Annotated in this window: 13 protein-coding genes and 1 pseudogene; 8 read left to right on the top strand and 6 right to left on the bottom strand. The window is 40.3% G+C overall.

The features are described from left to right. Positions 1–279: transposase (locus A2U94_RS12430; RefSeq protein WP_197473400.1), on the top strand; the 279-nt coding region annotated here is incomplete at its 5' end. A gap of 351 nt (positions 280–630) precedes the next feature. Here the strand turns inward: A2U94_RS12430 and galE are convergent. Continuing rightward, positions 631–1,611: a UDP-glucose 4-epimerase GalE gene (gene galE / locus A2U94_RS12435; RefSeq protein ID WP_062954580.1), complete on the bottom strand. Its 981-nt coding sequence runs from the start codon at positions 1,609–1,611 to the stop codon at positions 631–633. 205 nt (positions 1,612–1,816) lie between these two features. Between galE and A2U94_RS12440 the strand changes: the two genes are divergently transcribed. Next, positions 1,817–2,302, top strand: coding sequence for a DUF2062 domain-containing protein (locus A2U94_RS12440; RefSeq protein WP_061786669.1), 486 nt, complete (start codon positions 1,817–1,819; stop codon positions 2,300–2,302). 368 nt (positions 2,303–2,670) lie between these two features. Here the strand turns inward: A2U94_RS12440 and A2U94_RS21835 are convergent, their stop codons facing one another. Next, positions 2,671–3,180: a DUF7668 domain-containing protein gene (locus A2U94_RS21835; RefSeq protein ID WP_231882761.1), complete on the bottom strand. Its 510-nt coding sequence runs from the start codon at positions 3,178–3,180 to the stop codon at positions 2,671–2,673. 547 nt (positions 3,181–3,727) lie between these two features. Here A2U94_RS21835 and A2U94_RS12450 point away from each other — a divergent pair. Further along, the gene (locus tag A2U94_RS12450) at positions 3,728–4,879 is read left to right on the top strand and encodes a hypothetical protein (protein ID WP_025911764.1); all 1,152 of its coding nucleotides are present in this window, start codon (positions 3,728–3,730) and stop codon (positions 4,877–4,879) included. 248 nt (positions 4,880–5,127) lie between these two features. Here A2U94_RS12450 and A2U94_RS12455 read toward each other — a convergent pair whose 3' ends face one another. The 3 genes from A2U94_RS12455 to A2U94_RS12460 form a co-directional block, all read right to left on the bottom strand. Beyond that, complete coding sequence (locus tag A2U94_RS12455; RefSeq protein ID WP_025911766.1) at positions 5,128–5,976, bottom strand: YxiH-YxzG fusion protein; 849 nt, start codon at positions 5,974–5,976, stop codon at positions 5,128–5,130. A gap of 27 nt (positions 5,977–6,003) precedes the next feature. Beyond that, complete coding sequence (locus tag A2U94_RS22115) at positions 6,004–6,135, bottom strand: hypothetical protein (protein ID WP_257788888.1); 132 nt, start codon at positions 6,133–6,135, stop codon at positions 6,004–6,006. A 161-nt stretch (positions 6,136–6,296) separates the two neighbouring features. Further along, the gene (locus A2U94_RS12460; protein WP_025911768.1) at positions 6,297–9,386 is read right to left on the bottom strand and encodes an efflux RND transporter permease subunit; all 3,090 of its coding nucleotides are present in this window, start codon (positions 9,384–9,386) and stop codon (positions 6,297–6,299) included. A 204-nt stretch (positions 9,387–9,590) separates the two neighbouring features. On the opposite strand from A2U94_RS12460, the gene A2U94_RS12465 reads away from it, so the two are divergent. From A2U94_RS12465 to A2U94_RS12485, 5 genes are all read left to right on the top strand, one after another. Continuing rightward, a complete protein-coding gene (locus tag A2U94_RS12465) occupies positions 9,591–10,445 on the top strand; it encodes a TetR/AcrR family transcriptional regulator (protein WP_025911769.1) in 855 nt (284 codons plus the stop codon). A gap of 245 nt (positions 10,446–10,690) precedes the next feature. Continuing rightward, a complete protein-coding gene (locus tag A2U94_RS12470) occupies positions 10,691–10,993 on the top strand; it encodes a hypothetical protein (RefSeq protein WP_025911770.1) in 303 nt (100 codons plus the stop codon). A 134-nt stretch (positions 10,994–11,127) separates the two neighbouring features. Next, the gene (locus A2U94_RS12475) at positions 11,128–12,840 is read left to right on the top strand and encodes a methyl-accepting chemotaxis protein (RefSeq protein ID WP_025911772.1); all 1,713 of its coding nucleotides are present in this window, start codon (positions 11,128–11,130) and stop codon (positions 12,838–12,840) included. Positions 12,841–13,229: 389 nt separating this feature from the next. Further along, positions 13,230–14,483, top strand: coding sequence for a C40 family peptidase (locus A2U94_RS12480; RefSeq protein ID WP_025911773.1), 1,254 nt, complete (start codon positions 13,230–13,232; stop codon positions 14,481–14,483). 91 nt (positions 14,484–14,574) lie between these two features. Next, positions 14,575–14,793 carry a hypothetical protein gene (locus A2U94_RS12485; RefSeq protein ID WP_025911774.1) on the top strand — a complete coding sequence of 73 codons (219 nt, stop codon included), beginning with the start codon at positions 14,575–14,577 and terminating at the stop codon, positions 14,791–14,793. Between the two features lie 403 nt (positions 14,794–15,196). Here the strand turns inward: A2U94_RS12485 and A2U94_RS21185 are convergent. Next, positions 15,197–15,310, bottom strand: a pseudogene (locus A2U94_RS21185) (GNAT family N-acetyltransferase); the annotation flags it as partial. Positions 15,311–15,440 lie beyond the last annotated feature (130 nt).

A 15,440-nucleotide genomic window follows, 5' to 3' on the forward strand; every position in this document is an offset into this window, starting at 1 on the left:
GGCTTCGACCAAATGAAAAGCCATGATTTCCAAGTAAATGAAGCACGTATGATGATTAGTCTACTTGCCTACAATTTAACGAACTGGTTACGTACATTAACATTTCCACCTGCGAAGAAGGGTCTTCAAATTCAAACGATTCGCACGAGATTAATCAAGGTAGCAAGTAAGCTGGTGAAATCGAGTCGCTACTTGCATTTTAAATTAGCATCCAGCTTCGTCTATGCGCACTTCTTTTCGGACGTACTGACCCAGGTACAGCAGCTTTCCCTCAACTAAATCACCTTTTTAAAAAATCGAACCCGCACCAAGGGATCAGTCTGCCCAAAAACAGGTGAATCCCCATTTTTTAAGCATCAACCAGACTCCTTCACCTATTCATCCATTTGAAATTCACGAAAATTTAAACCATCGTGATCAAAAGTTGAAAAACGAAATGATTTTAGTTAGCTATGAATAATTCAGGTTCAAATAAAGTTGATTCGCTTAGTACTTCTCCTAAACTCAGTAAGGAAATGATTGACTTGTAAGAAGCCAACCGCCTACGCCAAGAAGCTCTTAATGAACAAGAACAAAAGAAGCATGAAGGAAAGTAAAAAGCCGAGACCCCGGGTGTCTCGGCTTCCTTCATTACTTCACTACCTTCACTTGACTTTGATGCCACTTCCACGCAGATGCAATAATTTCTTCTAGCGAACGCTCTGCTTTCCAGCCTAGCTCACGGTAAATTTTTTCTGAAGACGCAACGAGTCGAGCTGGGTCGCCAGCACGGCGGTCCGCCATTACGACGTTGGCTTTTTTGCCCGTTACGCGCTCGCACGTATCGATCACTTCTTTTACTGAGTAGCCAAGGCCGTTTCCTAGATTGTACGTCGCTGTTTTGGTTTCGTTTGCTAAAAGTGACTGAAGCGCAGCGATATGTGCGTTGGCAAGATCGGTTACGTGAATGTAATCGCGAATGCACGTGCCATCTTCTGTATCATAGTCAGAACCAAACACGGAAATGTGTTCTCTCTCACCTAGTAAGTGCTCAAGAATAATTGGAATGAGGTGCGTTTCCGGGTCATGGGACTCGCCAATTTCTGCTGTTTCGTACGCACCCGCTGCATTAAAGTAGCGAAGTACAACGTATTCCATATCGTACGCATGCGCGTAGTCCGCTAAGATGTGTTCAATCATCAGCTTAGAGCGACCGTACGGGTTGATTGGACTTGTGCTTGTTTCCTCTGTAATCATATCAACAGACGGAATGCCGTACGTTGCCGCTGTGGATGAAAAGATAAACTTTTTCACGTTATGTTTCATCATTGTTTTCAATAACGTAAGCGTCGCTGCAACGTTGTTTTCATAGTACTTCACAGGATCAACAACCGACTCTCCTACTAAGCTGTTCGCCGCAAAGTGCATCACCGCGTCAATTTGATACGTAGAAAAAACGTGCTCCAAATCCGCTTCGCTCCCTAAATTACCTTCTACAAACTGCGCGCGTTCATCAATCGCCCAGCGGTGTCCTGTTGATAGGTTATCTAAGACAACGACTTCATTTGTTTTCACTAATTCTTTTACAAGGTGGCTACCGATATAGCCAGCTCCTCCAACTACTAAAATCATAAAACCTCTCCTTTAGTCCACTTTGACTAGTTTTATCGTACTCTCTTCCCCTACTATTGTAAATGAGTTTTGTGAACTGAAAATGACTACTTTTCTTTATCTTAGTGAAATATGCGAAAAAATGCTTCTTCCAGCATTTTCATGATGTAAAATGGTGATATAGGTCTTAACCGAAACTGAGTTACCATAGAAGGGAAAGAATGATGTGAGCAAACTAAAGATCCTCAAGCGTCGATTTAAATATCTTCTTATCAAACTATTACGACTAAAAGATCATTCGCATAAAGTTGCACTTGGTTTTAGCCTTGGTTCAATTGTTAACTTTGTTCCTACCTTTGGGTTTGGACTAATCCTTTCTGTAGGTTTAGCCAAATTATGTAGAGGCAACAGCATGGCGGGCCTTATTGGTGGAATGCTGTTTATGTGGGCTTTTCCGCTCATGTTTTACTTAAACACGGTAGTTGGCGAATATCTCGTTCCCATCGATTTAGATCATGCGTTACTAGAAGTCGCCGACGATGATTTAACCGATCACTTAGAAACGGGGGCACACATCGGCAAAATATTTCTAGCAGGAATGCTTGTGAATATGGTGCTGTTTGGCGGTCTTCTTTACGCTGGCGTTTATTATATGATTAATCAGTATCGAGCTGAGCTTTTATACTACGTTTATAAAAAGTGGGTTGTATAATTTCTTAACAGCAAGAAAAGTATTACGCATGCCAAAAACCATTTCCTATCCGTTTCAACCAAAATCAAATCGCTATCTTATCCCTGGACAATTTGCCTGCGGAAGAGTAATGGTGTCTTAAAATAAAAAGAGGCTGGGACATAAGTAATTCAGCCAATGATAAACAATATTGGAAACAGGGTGGAATGGAGCGTAGGACACTCGACTCCTGCGGGAAAGAGAGGAAAACGTGAGATCCCGCAGCGCAATGGAACGAACGTGTTCAGACAAACCAAAGAGATGGGAACAGCTAGTGTTCGTCTCTTAGAAGCAATCATTTTGTTATGTCCCAAACCCTTTTTGACATTATTAGAACATGTAGGCACTTTTCACATCACGTGAATATCACTGACTTTGATCATCCAGTCTCCAGACTTATTTTCATAAATATTGCACTGAAGTGTTAAATTACTGCGCTCATTATCGTAATACAAATCAAAATCGACCATATAGATTAATTTAGGGAATTGCTTCTTCACATTTTTCTTACCTAAACTAAAATGTGGAGCATCCGGTTGATTAATATAGAAACCATCTTCTAATTGATCGTAAGCTACTTCGGGAGGAAGTGTCATAACTCCTGGATACAAACTCAACTCTTCTCTTTCTAATGTTTCAATAAAATAATCGAACTGTTCATTGAGATCATTTAAACTTAGCACTACTTGTTTTACGTAACGCAAGATATCTTGTTCTATATCTTTAGACTCTTTCAAACTATTTAAATAAGTGTCTAGAATTTCATCAGTCGCTTTAATGTTCTCGACAGTGAACAGCTCATCTTCTTCCATTCTCTCTTGCCATTCTAGGGTTGGTTTACTATCTTTTAATTCTTCCATCTTGTAATCCCCTTTATGTTTTTTTATGTTTACTTCTTAACTTACTGACATACACACTAAAATAGAATGGGACTTATGTATTCCGAATGACTTACAGGTAGCGGGCTATAAAGAAATAATTAGTGATGAAGACGTATACACTGAAGGTGAAATCTCGCTTATTGGGGAGCTTGAATGACTCCCCTTTGTCCCTCGTCACTGCACTTTTAAATATCGTAAAGTTTTTAGCTTCTACTGCATATCATCAACTTATTACCAAATCGAAAATTGACTTAACGTCCTCCTGCCCTTCGTAAGCTTCAAACTGAATATCACCGAGCTTCGTTCCGACATCAAACTCACCCATTAAGCTATCAAGCATGGTGATTATTTTTTTATATAAGTTTGAAAATTCACATCTTTTAGTTGATGACAAACACTATTTTTTTCATTACAATTGTAATATTACTGTAATATTTATTGAAATTAAACACATTTTTTCTAGTTAGTTGTAATTTAAGAATGAAACAAAACGATCAAACTATAAACGCACATAAAAGGTGAAGACATGAAAAAAAAGGTGCTTATACTGAGCTTGTCGATGTTCGGATTATTATCCACAAATACGTTTATACCGACCAAGGTGCTGGCTACTACTGCCGTGGAGCCCAATGAAAATACCGCTCCTGAAGAGGAGTTGGACGTGCTGTATGAACGCGTATATGATAATGGCTATGCGCTTGGAGAAAGCGATGGTTATAGCGGTGAAAAATTCATAAGCTTTGACGGAAACAACCAGCTTGCAGCTTATCCCTCAGAAGCTGCAAGCTGGTTCATGCTAGGCTATTCGGTCGGCTTTGAAAGCGGAAAGCGAAGTAAGACAGAAGAAGAAAAGACTGAAAAAGAAACCGATTATAGCGCTGGTGAAAAAGCAGGATACGAAATCGGAATTCAAGACTATGAGAACGCGACGGTCGCTTATACCCCTCCCACTATGAAAAGCAAGTCGGCTGACTGGAACGAAGGCTTCACGTTTGGCTACGAAAAAGCGATTGAAACGATGGATCTTTCTGTAAAAGCAAAAGAAGAAGGATACCAGCAAGGCGTACAAGATGAAGCAATGTCGGTACCAGAGCTTTATGCCGAAGACCCTATGACGCAAAAAGCATTTGAAGAAGGCTTTCAAAAAGCAATGAACGAAAAAGAAGCGGCTAAAAACGTACAGTATGAAAAAGATGGCTATAAGCTTGGATACAGCATGGAGCCACTCGTTGTTCCCGATGGTCTTACGCCTGCCGGCACCGAAGCATTTACAAAAGGTTACAATAAAGGTGAAAAGAAGCGCTTAGCAGATGTGAAGATGGAAGGATTTAATGCTGCTTTTCTGAATGAAAAGTACAAAGTACCAAAAGTGTATGAATCGAATGTTCAGCTTCTAGAAGTCTACCAACAAGGATTTGTTTCTAATAAAAAAGCAGCCCAGTTCAAAAAACAAGCGTACCAAGACGGCTGGAAGTTAGGCACCAAAATGGATGTTCCCGCTGCCTATAAGAAAAACAAAGCAGCGGTGACAGCGTATAAAGAATACTATCAGCTTGGCCAAGAAAAGCAGGAAAAGACAGTTTACGACGTGTTGATTGCCCTTGGTATTTTGCTGAGTGGAATTGGCTTATTCCGCGTGATTAGAAAGCGCAAGAAAAAGGGAGATTTTTCGGTTTAGCTCCTCTTCTTTTTTATACTCTTACTTTTGGCTTGGTTTTTCCATTGTTTATTTTTGGAATCGGAACTCTTAGAAAACAAAATCTACACTTAAAGCAGGGAAGTACTTAGTTTTTGTTCTGTTGCATATTAAACTCCCTCACTCATAAAGGTTGAAATGGGGGAGTTACAAGCGATTCTATCTAAAGGATATGCTAAATTGACTTTTTATAAATTATAAAAATGAACAACAAATATACCCCTTGTTCACTATTCAGCTTCGTTAGGTGTAAATCTATATACCCCTTCATCCGTCCGCAAATAAATAGAAGCTCCTTTATAGAAACAGTCCCAAAAGTCCAGTCGGTTTCCTTGTTCGTCAACAGCAATAGCCGAAGAAAACTCTTTCGTTTGTAGCGAATAGGTCATCAACTCTTGTTCTGCAGCTTCAAATAGAAGTACGTTATCCCACACGGCAAAGCCTCCTGATAAATAATCCCCTAGGTTCGTATCAGGCCACCAGTTATGTAAGTGATTGTTTTTTAATTGTACAACAGGAAATTCCGAATAATAATAAAGCCAAATCTCATCACCCAACACGTTCATTCCGTAGCAATCATCAATAGACGGCAAATTATGCACATTAACTATATCTCCATAATCGAAAATTATGTTACCGTCTATGTCGAGTGCTACTAAACCAGATCGGCTCATTTCAGATCCGCTAAATATCCCCTCATCAAAATAACTAATCCAGATTTGGTGTACATCATCTACCTGACAGTCTGCGATTCCTTCTCCTACTGAAAATTCTTTCATCACTTCTCCTTCACAGCTAAACACACAAATCACATTCGTTTCTTTTTCTTCATCATAATGCAGAAGCATCCATCTATCAGGCTTTACTTGCTGCACCGTTAACACATAATCTGCATGCACCACATGGCGAGGCAACACAGCAATGATCTTGCCCCTTCCGTTATGAATTTGAATAGGCCCCTTGTTGCTTTCCACTAAATAAAACAGCACATTATCTTTGCTAACATAGATGTGCTCTGGATTTTCTGCTTGGATAAAAGCTGAGTCTGCTTTCATTTTGGTAAAGGTAATTTTGTTCATATTTCTAAAACCTCACTGTTTGCCGTTTTATTGTTCGTAATAGTATGCTTTTACTCCTGGATAGTTTTTCCCTTTTTCTTTTAACACACAAAACTTCTTAAACAGCGGATAATCATTTAAGCGGCGGTTGTTTAAAAGTTTTGTTTCAATTGGTTCCATCTAATCGCACTCCGTTTCTTGCTGTTGGCTTTAGAGATAGTCGAATAAACAAACGACCCTCCTCTTAAGGAAAAATTATACAATCTAATACAATAGAAAGATAGTAGTTTTTGAGTTAAAGTTCAAACAAAAAAGCGCCCCTTCCAACAGGGCGCTTTCTATTACATGTCTTCTTCTACCACTTGACGATTTTTCTTCAATAGCTTCGATAATGCTTCATAGACAATTGGTACAATGACTAGCGTTAACAGCGTTGAAGATGTTAACCCACCGATTACGGTGATGGCTAATCCTTTTGAAATTAGTCCCGCTCCGCCTGCACCGAACACCATTGGAGCCATTGCGCCTATCGTTGCGATTGCTGTCATCAGAATTGGACGAAGTCGCGTTGATCCTGCTTCAAGAATCGCGTCACGAATGGACATTCCCGCGCGCTCCATTTCAATGATGCGGTCTACAAGTACAATGGCGTTGGTTACAACGATTCCAATTAACATCAGAAGTCCCATCATAACGGATACGGAAATGGTTTCACCTGCAATCCACAGTCCGACAAACGAACCGATAACTGCAAACGGCAATGAGAATAAGATCGCAAACGGTGCTAAACCTTCACCGAACGTTACCACAAGGATAAAGTAAACGATGAGAATCGCTGCAAGCATCGCTACGCCTAGCTGCGTAAAGGATTCCTGCATATCCGCTGCCACTCCGGCAACGTCTATTTTTACACCATTTGGTAAGTCAATGTTGTCAATCTTTTTATCGGCTTCAGCCGTTGCTTTTGATACGTCGTCGCCGACAATTTTACCAGAAATCGTTGTGTAGAATTCACCTTTGTTACGAGCAAGCGTCGTATAGGTTGTTCCTTCCTCTACCTCTACAATTTCAGATAAAGGCATTGCTGTTCCTTGAGCCGTTGGAACCTGTGTTTCTAACAATTCATCCATTGATTTTGGCTCTTTTTTTGCATCGCTTTGAACTGTAACGTTGACTTCTTCTCCGTCTTTTTCAACGGTAGTCAGCACGTCACCACTATTTTGTGCAGATAGCGCTCCTGCAATTTGTGCTGTTGTTAACCCATATTGTAGAAGCTCTTGTTGATTTATTTTCATCATGTGCTCAACGTATGGATTTTCAAAATCAGATTTGACGTTTTCTAATTCTTTTACGTCTTTTAATGCTTTTTCAACGTCTGAAGCTGCTTTATTTAAGTCGTCTAAATTCTTGCCGTATAGCGTATAGCTTACTTCATCAGACGACATGCCGCCCATGCCAAAATCCTGTGACTTCCATTCACCTGACTGGTCAAGGTTTGTTGCGTAGTCAATGACTTCTTCTTTTACGTCAGCAAAGTTCTTCACATCTTCGTCAAAGAATAAGTACATCAACGCTCCGCTTCCGCCACCCATCATGACTGCTGATGCGTCTGTGCTTGTTTCGTCATTGATTGAGAACTGAATTGTTTCTAAGTCATCACGCTTCATGAAATGCTCTTCAACTTTTTCAACATTTTTGAGCGTTTCTTCTTTCAACTCACCAGCCGCTGGCGTATACGTTAAGTACACAACTTTTTCTTCTTCTGAACCCATGAAGCTAAAGCCAATGAGCGGTGTTAAAGCAAGTGACCCTACAAGTAATACAACTGCGATTAAAGATGCAATAATTTTATGGTTTAAGACTTTTCCTAGGAAACCTTTATACCAGTTTGCTAGTTTTCCACCTTCTTTATGCGCTTTTACTTCTTTTTCACCCGATAAGTTTTTACGGAATAAGAAGTGAGAAAGCGCTGGTACAATCGTAATCGCAACGAGTAGTGATGCTCCTAACGCGAATGCCATTGTTAAAGCAAACGGTCTGAATAATTCACCAACCATACCGCCAACAAACATGAGCGGCGCGAATACAGCAACCGTTACGAGCGTAGACGAAAGAATTGGTTTAAACATTTCAATCGTTGCTTCACGAATTAACGCGCGGCCACGAAGTTTTTCGTCGGACAAGTTCATGCGTCGGTAAATGTTTTCCACTACGACAATCGAGTCGTCAATAACACGACCAATGGCTACTGTGATAGCCCCTAGCGTCATAATGTTTAGCGTAATATCAAGCCAGTTTAGTAGCAGTAGTGCCATGAAAATGGAAACTGGAATTGAAATGATTGAGATAATGGTAGATTTAATGCTGCGCAAGAACAACAAGATGATGATAACGGCGAATAAACCACCGAATAGCGCTTTTTCTACCATCGTAAATACGGATTCTTCAATCGGTTCACCTTGGTCTAGCGTTACGTCGATTGCTAAGCCATCAATCTCTTTTTCTTGATCTTTAATTAAATCTTTCACCGCATTAACAACTTCTACGGTATTTGCTTCCTGCGTTTTCGTAATTTGAATTGAAATCGCATCTTTTCCATTTGTGCGCGAAATAGATGGCACTTTACCAACCGTTTCAATTGTTGCAATATCTCCTAGCTTCACAAACGGACTTTGGTTTTGAGCAGTTGGTGTAACTGGAATTAACACGTCTTTTAAGTCTTCAATCGTTGTGATATCACCATCGAGTGAAACAGCTTCTTTCCCTGTTTCAAATTCTTTTAAGCCGAGTGATAGTGACATATCGCTTGCTTGAACCATTTCTTTGACTTTGTCTTCTGTTAAGCCAAGCTCTTTCATTTTGTCTTGATTGTAGACAAGGTTTACCTCTTCAATATGTTGACCTGTGAGCGTTGCGCCTGCTACGCCGTCGATGTTTTCAATTTTAGGAAGAACCGTGTCTTGTACTGTTGAAGATAACTCAACAATGTCTTCCTTATCGCTGCTGATGGATAACGCAACAACTGGCATCATGTTCATGCTGATTGCCATAACCGATGGCTCTTCCGCGTCTTCCGGCAGCGTGACGTTATCAAGCGCCGCTTCTAGCTCACGCTTTTTCTCATCCATATCCACACCGTACTCATATTCGATTTGAACCTGAGATACGTTGGCAGATGAGTTTGAGTAAACAGCCTTCACATCTTCTAAGCCTTCGATATTTTGTTCCATTGGTCTTGATATGTCTTCCATAACCTGTTCTGCCGTCGCTCCTGGATACACGTCCATCACGATTAGGTACGGAACAGAAATATCAGGTATGCTTTCCATTTTCATTCTTGTTCCAGCATAAATACCCGATACGGTGACAATAATCGTTAATAACCATACGGCTAACTTATTCTTTAAAACGAAATTAACTAACCCCTTCAATAACTAGCACCTTCCTTTTTGCTTAAGTGTCATGCATTCGGTATAATTTTAAACTGACTGGTCAGTCAGCACAAAATCAACTATAATTGTCCTAGTGATTATCTGTCAACTATTTTGATAAGGAACGAAAAGATACCATAACGAATTAAGAGGTTTTGGTCTCTTAAAATACGGGGAAACTAATTGTTTAAGGAGGGTTCTTTCATGACTGAGAAGAATACACAAATTATTGAAGCTGGAATGAAGCTATTTGCAAACAAGGGGTTTTCGGCAACCTCGGTTCAAGAGATTGCAACGGAAAGCGGCATTTCAAAAGGGTCGTTTTATTTACATTTTAAATCCAAAGATGATTTATTATTAGCGATCTTGCAGCATCAATTTGCCATAATTAGCGAAGCATTCGATAAACAAACAGCGACCAATCAGAGCCCTCGGGAAAAGTTTATTCACCAGCAGGCCGCATGGTTTTCACACTTTATTAACCACCGCGAATTTTTCATTATGCTTGCCAAAGAACAAGCTATTCCACGAAATGAAACGGTTAAGAAGCTACTGTTTGAAAAACAAATGGAAGCGCACCGCTATTATCGTCAAAGCATGTTAGCTATCTATGGTCCAGACGTAGAAAAGTATTCGTGGGACTTAACGTTTCTAATTGACGGAATGATTCATTCATATATGCGCGTCATCTTGCTGTCAAATGAAGACATAGATCTAACAAAACTTGCAAATTTCATTTTGAGCAGAATGGACAGCATCGTAAAGGATATTCATAACGATACTCCCCTACTCACGAATGACAAAGCAAACGAACTATTATCTCGCTTCCTTTTTGATAATGAAACAAACCTTGAAAAAATTGTAGCAAACTTAGAAGAAGAAATTCAAAAGCTAGACGAAGAAGAGCTATTCATAACGCTTCAAGTGATTAAGGAAGAAATAATGAAAGAAAAGCCGCGAATTCCTGTTATTCAAGGAATGCTTTCAAACTTTGACGATTATCCTAGCCTCCATCATTATCGAAACGTCATTTTAGGTTATTATGCAAACAAACAATAAATTCAGGAAGCTAGTCCCCTACCTTTACACAGGTAAGGGACTTTACTCTTTTCTATGTTTGTTCCTTATTTGCTACTGTATGTTACTTCTATTTAACTTTAGAACCCAGTCTATAATCTATGAAAAGGAAAAATATATTTCCCCTCCATCTTCACTTCGCATATAGTCGATTCGCAAAGAATGCGACATTTTTCAACCACCTTTTAAACACTTCTCTTTCTCTACCGATATAGTAAATATACTGAATGAGTATCGCGATTGAAGCAGGCACATCGTTTGCCACGATTAATGATGCAATTATGGGCTTAGCGGCTCAAATTCAAGAAGTAACGGCAACCATCGAGGAAGTATCAAACGGAACTACCGCAGTAACAAATTCCATCACCCAAGTGAAAGCCGTATCCGAACAAGCGGCTGGCAGCTCGCAAAATGCATCCGCTGCCACGCAAAAACAGCTCGCTTCAATGGAAGAGATTACAGCTTCAGCTAACTCTCTTGCAGAGTTGGCTGAAGAACTCCAGGAGTCCATTCGACATTTCAAAGCATAATGGCCACCCGCTTTTGCGGATGGCTTTTTTATTTATCCAGACATTTTTTTATGACTCTAAATTTTTAGGCAAATAGTCCGATATATGTAGTAGCTACAATATGCATTTAATTTTATTTTCAAAGGAGAAAACGGATGAATATTCTTCGTAATTTAAAGCTTTCATTGAAATTTTTCATTTTACTTACCATAGCCTCTATTTCTCTCATCATTGTTGGAACGATTGGCTACCTATCCACCCACTTCACTGCTCGTGGATCTGAGATTATGTATACGGAACAATTAATTCCAAACAGCCTTATTCAACAGATTCAGACCAACAACCGCGCGCTAGATACGTTTGTTTTAGAAATGATGATTACAAAGGAACCACGACGTAACGGAGAGCTGAACACTCATATTACTAGTATCCTTCGTACACAGGACAAAAACTTAGAAAAACTCAAAAAAATTAAGATGTTACCAGAGCAAGAAAAAGCACTGGCATCCTATGAAGATAAGCTTGATGAATTGCGAGACTTACGCAATCAGACAATTGAGTTAGCAACCGCAAATAAAAAGGACGAAGCATATGAGTTATATACAAGTGAAGTCGCCCCTGTTCGTAGTTTTGCGAATCGCTATTTGGCAACGCTTCAAGAATTAAATACACAGCAAGCCGAAGTTATCTATAAACAAAACCAACAAGATGCTAAAGAAGCAACAAATTTAACAATGATTGTAGCAGGTGTGGCGCTTCTTTTATTAATAACTATTGGCACCTTTATTGGTCGCTTAATTGCACAACCAATTCGAGAACTGCGCACGTTAGCCTTACAAGCAGCTGACGGTGATTTCACTGTCAAAAGCACTTACAAATCAAAGGATGAAATTGGAGTTTTGACAAATGCGTTCACAGATTTAATTCAGAATACTCGACGCGTCATTCAAACTACCAATATGACGTCTGAGCAGGTCGCAGCCTCTTCACAGCAGCTTAGCGCCAGCGCTCAGCAAAGCACGGCGGCAAGTCAGCATATTTCAAGCGTGATGCAAGAATTAGCTGATGGTGCAACGCAACAAGCCGGCTCTGTTGAAAAGTCAATGGCAGTTATTGAGAATATGGCAATGTCCTCAAGCGTTGTATATGACCATATCGACAAAGCAGCTACAACAGCTAAAGAAGCATCTCATTTATCTGCAGAAGGTAGCACAGCCATTCAAACGGTTAATACACAAATGAACTCTATTAACGATACGGTCATTGGCTTATCAACCGTGTTTCAAAGCTTAGCCGAGCGCTCAAACGAAATTGAGCGTATTAACGAAGTGATTACAAATATTGCGGGCCAGACAAATCTCCTGGCGCTAAATGCAGCAATTGAAGCTGCTCGTGCTGGTGAGCATGGGAAAGGGTTTGCAGTTGTTGCTGCTGAAGTGCGTAAGTTAGCAGAACAATCTGCTCAGTCGGCTGAGCAAATTTCATCGCTTATTACGCTTATCCAGCGTGAAACTCAGCAAACTACAGAGTCCATTGACTCCGCTTTGGCAGAAGTAAAAGAAGGTATGGACGTGACAACAAAAGCCGGTTCATCGTTTGCAACGATTAACAAGACCGTAACCAGCTTAGCAGCTCAAATTAAAGAAGTGACAGCAACGGTAGAACAACTATCGATTGGTACTGCCCAGGTGACACAAGCTATATTCGAAGTAAACGGTATCGCTGAAGAAGCTGCAAGCAGTACACAAAATGCAGCTGCAGCAACCGAAGAGCAGCTCGCTTCAATGGAAGAAATTACAGCTTCTTCTACCGCTCTAGCAAGCCTTGCACAAGAACTTCAAGAATCAATCCAACGATTCAAAGTCTAGCAAAAAAGGGCTGGGACATAAATAACCCAGCCAATCGTAAACCTGAACGGTTGAGAGTTCCTGACTTTTAATCGTTCAGGTTTTTTGTTGATTGGGAAAAACTAGTTTGGAAACAGGAGCGTAGGACACTCGACTCCTGCGGGAAATAGAAGGAAAACGAGTCGCCGTAGCGCAATGGAACGAACGTGTTCTGCCAACGTAAAGAAGTGAGAAAAGGGCGTGTTCGTCTTTTTGGAAATTTGTTTTGTTATGTCCCACCTTCTTTTTATTTTTCAGGTAACCAGTTCTTTTATCTCATTTTATACACAGAATTAGATAAGTTTATTATCCTTTTAAACTCTCTTCCGATAAGAAATATAGATATTTAGAACGATAAGGAGATAGTCAAAATGAAACCATACAAACCGTTACTAATTGCAACACTTAGCGTTGGCCTTTTAGCTACGCCGTTTTCTTCACTTTCATCATCACCAGAGCACGTAGAGGCAACTGAAACAGCATCGGCACTACTTACGCAAAAAGCGAAAGAAATGCTGGGTGCCCCTCACACAACAGGGGGAGAATCCCTTGAAGAAGGGTTTGATAGTTCAGGCCTCGTACAGTATGTTTGGAAGCAAGCCATTAACGTTAAACTTCCACGTACATTAATAGAGCAATCACAGCTTGGTGAAACCATTTCTCGTGAAGAAATTGCACCTGGTGATTTAGTATTCTTTAGCTCAAAAGAAGATGGAAGCGTGACAAGCGTAGGAATTTATGTAGGCAATGGCGATATGATTTACCCTTCCCCTTCTAAAGGAAAAGTAATTCAACAAAATTTTGCAAACAGCTCGTTTTGGTCACCTAAATTTGTGACCGCAAAACGTATTACGTCTTCACCTGAAATCGCAAAAGAAGATCCGTTAGTTGCAGAGGCACTTAAACTCATTGGCACACCTTACGTATTTGGCAGTGATTCAATTGAAGAAGGCGTTGATTGCTCAAGTTTTGTTCAGTATGTATTTGAGCAAGCTAAAGATATTTATCTTCCACGCTCAACTGACCAGCAGTGGAAAGTAGGAACTGAAATTGCAAAAGAAGATATGCAGGTTGGAGACGTGATTTTCTTCCAAGATACGTACCGGGAAGGTATCTCACACGTTGGAATTTACATTGGAGGAGGTCAATTTATTCACGCTAAACGCAGTGAAAACGTCGCGATTGACTACGTGTCAAACAGCTATTGGACGTCTAAGTTTGCGGGAGTCCGACGCTTTGAAGGGTTATCTTTACCGAAAGAAGGCCCCGTTGTATCCACCGCTACGAAATATATCGGAGAAGTGCCTTATCTAAGCGGTGGGACAACTCCTGATGGCTTTGATACAGGTGGATTTGTACAGTATGTATATAAAGAAGCTTTAAACGTTGACTTACCTCGCTACGGATCAAGCCAGTGGAACGTCGGTACATCGGTTGAGAAAAATAATCTTCAACCTGGTGACATCGTGTTTTTTAAAGCCTCTACTTTAAACCCGGCTATTTATATCGGCAATGACTATGTTGTTCACGTCACACCATCAAAAGGCGTAACGGTGACAAATATGAAGGCAGATAGCTATTGGGCACCTAAATATTACGGGGCAAAGCGCATCGGAGAAAGCTAAACATTCTTCTAGAAATTTGAATAATCCCTCTAAAGGTGGTAAATTTTTTAATAGGAATATCTATTATACATAACCACTAAGGAGCTTTCTTATGACTGAAGCAAAGAAAAGCATGTTTTTAAGCATTATTTACGCCGTCATTATTTTAAGCGTTTATTTCTTTAACTTACCGCTATGGATTGCGCTAGTCATCCTGGCAATTATTATCGCATTTGAACTGTTCTTAGCTATTAAAAAAGGCGACAAATTTAAAATGAGTATTAACGCCGTTACGCTTGGACTCATTATATTAGCGGCGATTATGCTGTAGAAAGAGACTGAGACATAAGTAGTTCAGCCTCTACTATACCTGAACGATTAAGAGTTTCTCACTTTTAATCGTTCAGGTTTTTTGTTGATTGTGAAAACAATGTTGGAAACAGGATGGAATGGAGCGGAGGACACTCGACTCCTGCGGGAAAGAGAGGGAAAACGGAGATCCCAAAGCGCAGCGAGGAAGCTCAGGTTCCTCCCCGCGGAAAGCGAGTGGCCGTAGCGCAATGGAACGAATGTGTTGAGACAAAACAAAGAGATGGGAACAGCTAGTGTTCGTCTTTTAGAAGCCATCATTTTGTTATATCCCAAACTCTTTTTCTTATGTTTAATCTTCTGATTCAATTTATGTGTAACAATAGCAAAGGAGCTGGGCGGGTACCCAACTCCTCTTTTAATTCCTAACTTTCCATATATTTTACAACCGCCATCTCTCTTCCAAAGCGGTTTCCTTCATCCGTAAACCCAAGCGATGCGTAGAGCTCGTGTGCTCTTTCATTGTTTGGGTGATAGCCGAATTCATCCATTTGTTCCCCTTTCATAATAAGGGAACGCACACGTTTAGGCAGACGTTCCCTCCTGTTTCACTGCTGAGATAACGATATACGTAGTTGTCATAATGAACGCCTCTTTTACCAAACTACT

The sequence above is a fragment of the Bacillus sp. VT 712 genome, from assembly GCF_001614195.1.
Taxonomy (GTDB): domain Bacteria; phylum Bacillota; class Bacilli; order Bacillales; family Bacillaceae_H; genus Priestia; species Priestia flexa.

Excerpts from the sequence above, each read along its gene's own strand:
- galE (WP_062954580.1), bottom strand. The coding sequence starts at position 1,611 with ATGATTTTAGTAGTTGGAGGAGCTGGCTATATCGGTAGCCACCTTGTA.
- A2U94_RS21835 (WP_231882761.1), bottom strand. The coding sequence starts at position 3,180 with ATGGAAGAATTAAAAGATAGTAAACCAACCCTAGAATGGCAAGAGAGA.
- A2U94_RS12450 (WP_025911764.1), top strand. The coding sequence starts at position 3,728 with ATGAAAAAAAAGGTGCTTATACTGAGCTTGTCGATGTTCGGATTATTA.
- A2U94_RS12455 (WP_025911766.1), bottom strand. The coding sequence starts at position 5,976 with ATGAACAAAATTACCTTTACCAAAATGAAAGCAGACTCAGCTTTTATC.
- A2U94_RS22115 (WP_257788888.1), bottom strand. The coding sequence starts at position 6,135 with ATGGAACCAATTGAAACAAAACTTTTAAACAACCGCCGCTTAAATGAT.
- A2U94_RS12465 (WP_025911769.1), top strand. The coding sequence starts at position 9,591 with ATGACTGAGAAGAATACACAAATTATTGAAGCTGGAATGAAGCTATTT.
- A2U94_RS12470 (WP_025911770.1), top strand. The coding sequence starts at position 10,691 with ATGAGTATCGCGATTGAAGCAGGCACATCGTTTGCCACGATTAATGAT.
- A2U94_RS12475 (WP_025911772.1), top strand. The coding sequence starts at position 11,128 with ATGAATATTCTTCGTAATTTAAAGCTTTCATTGAAATTTTTCATTTTA.
- A2U94_RS12480 (WP_025911773.1), top strand. The coding sequence starts at position 13,230 with ATGAAACCATACAAACCGTTACTAATTGCAACACTTAGCGTTGGCCTT.
- A2U94_RS12485 (WP_025911774.1), top strand. The coding sequence starts at position 14,575 with ATGACTGAAGCAAAGAAAAGCATGTTTTTAAGCATTATTTACGCCGTC.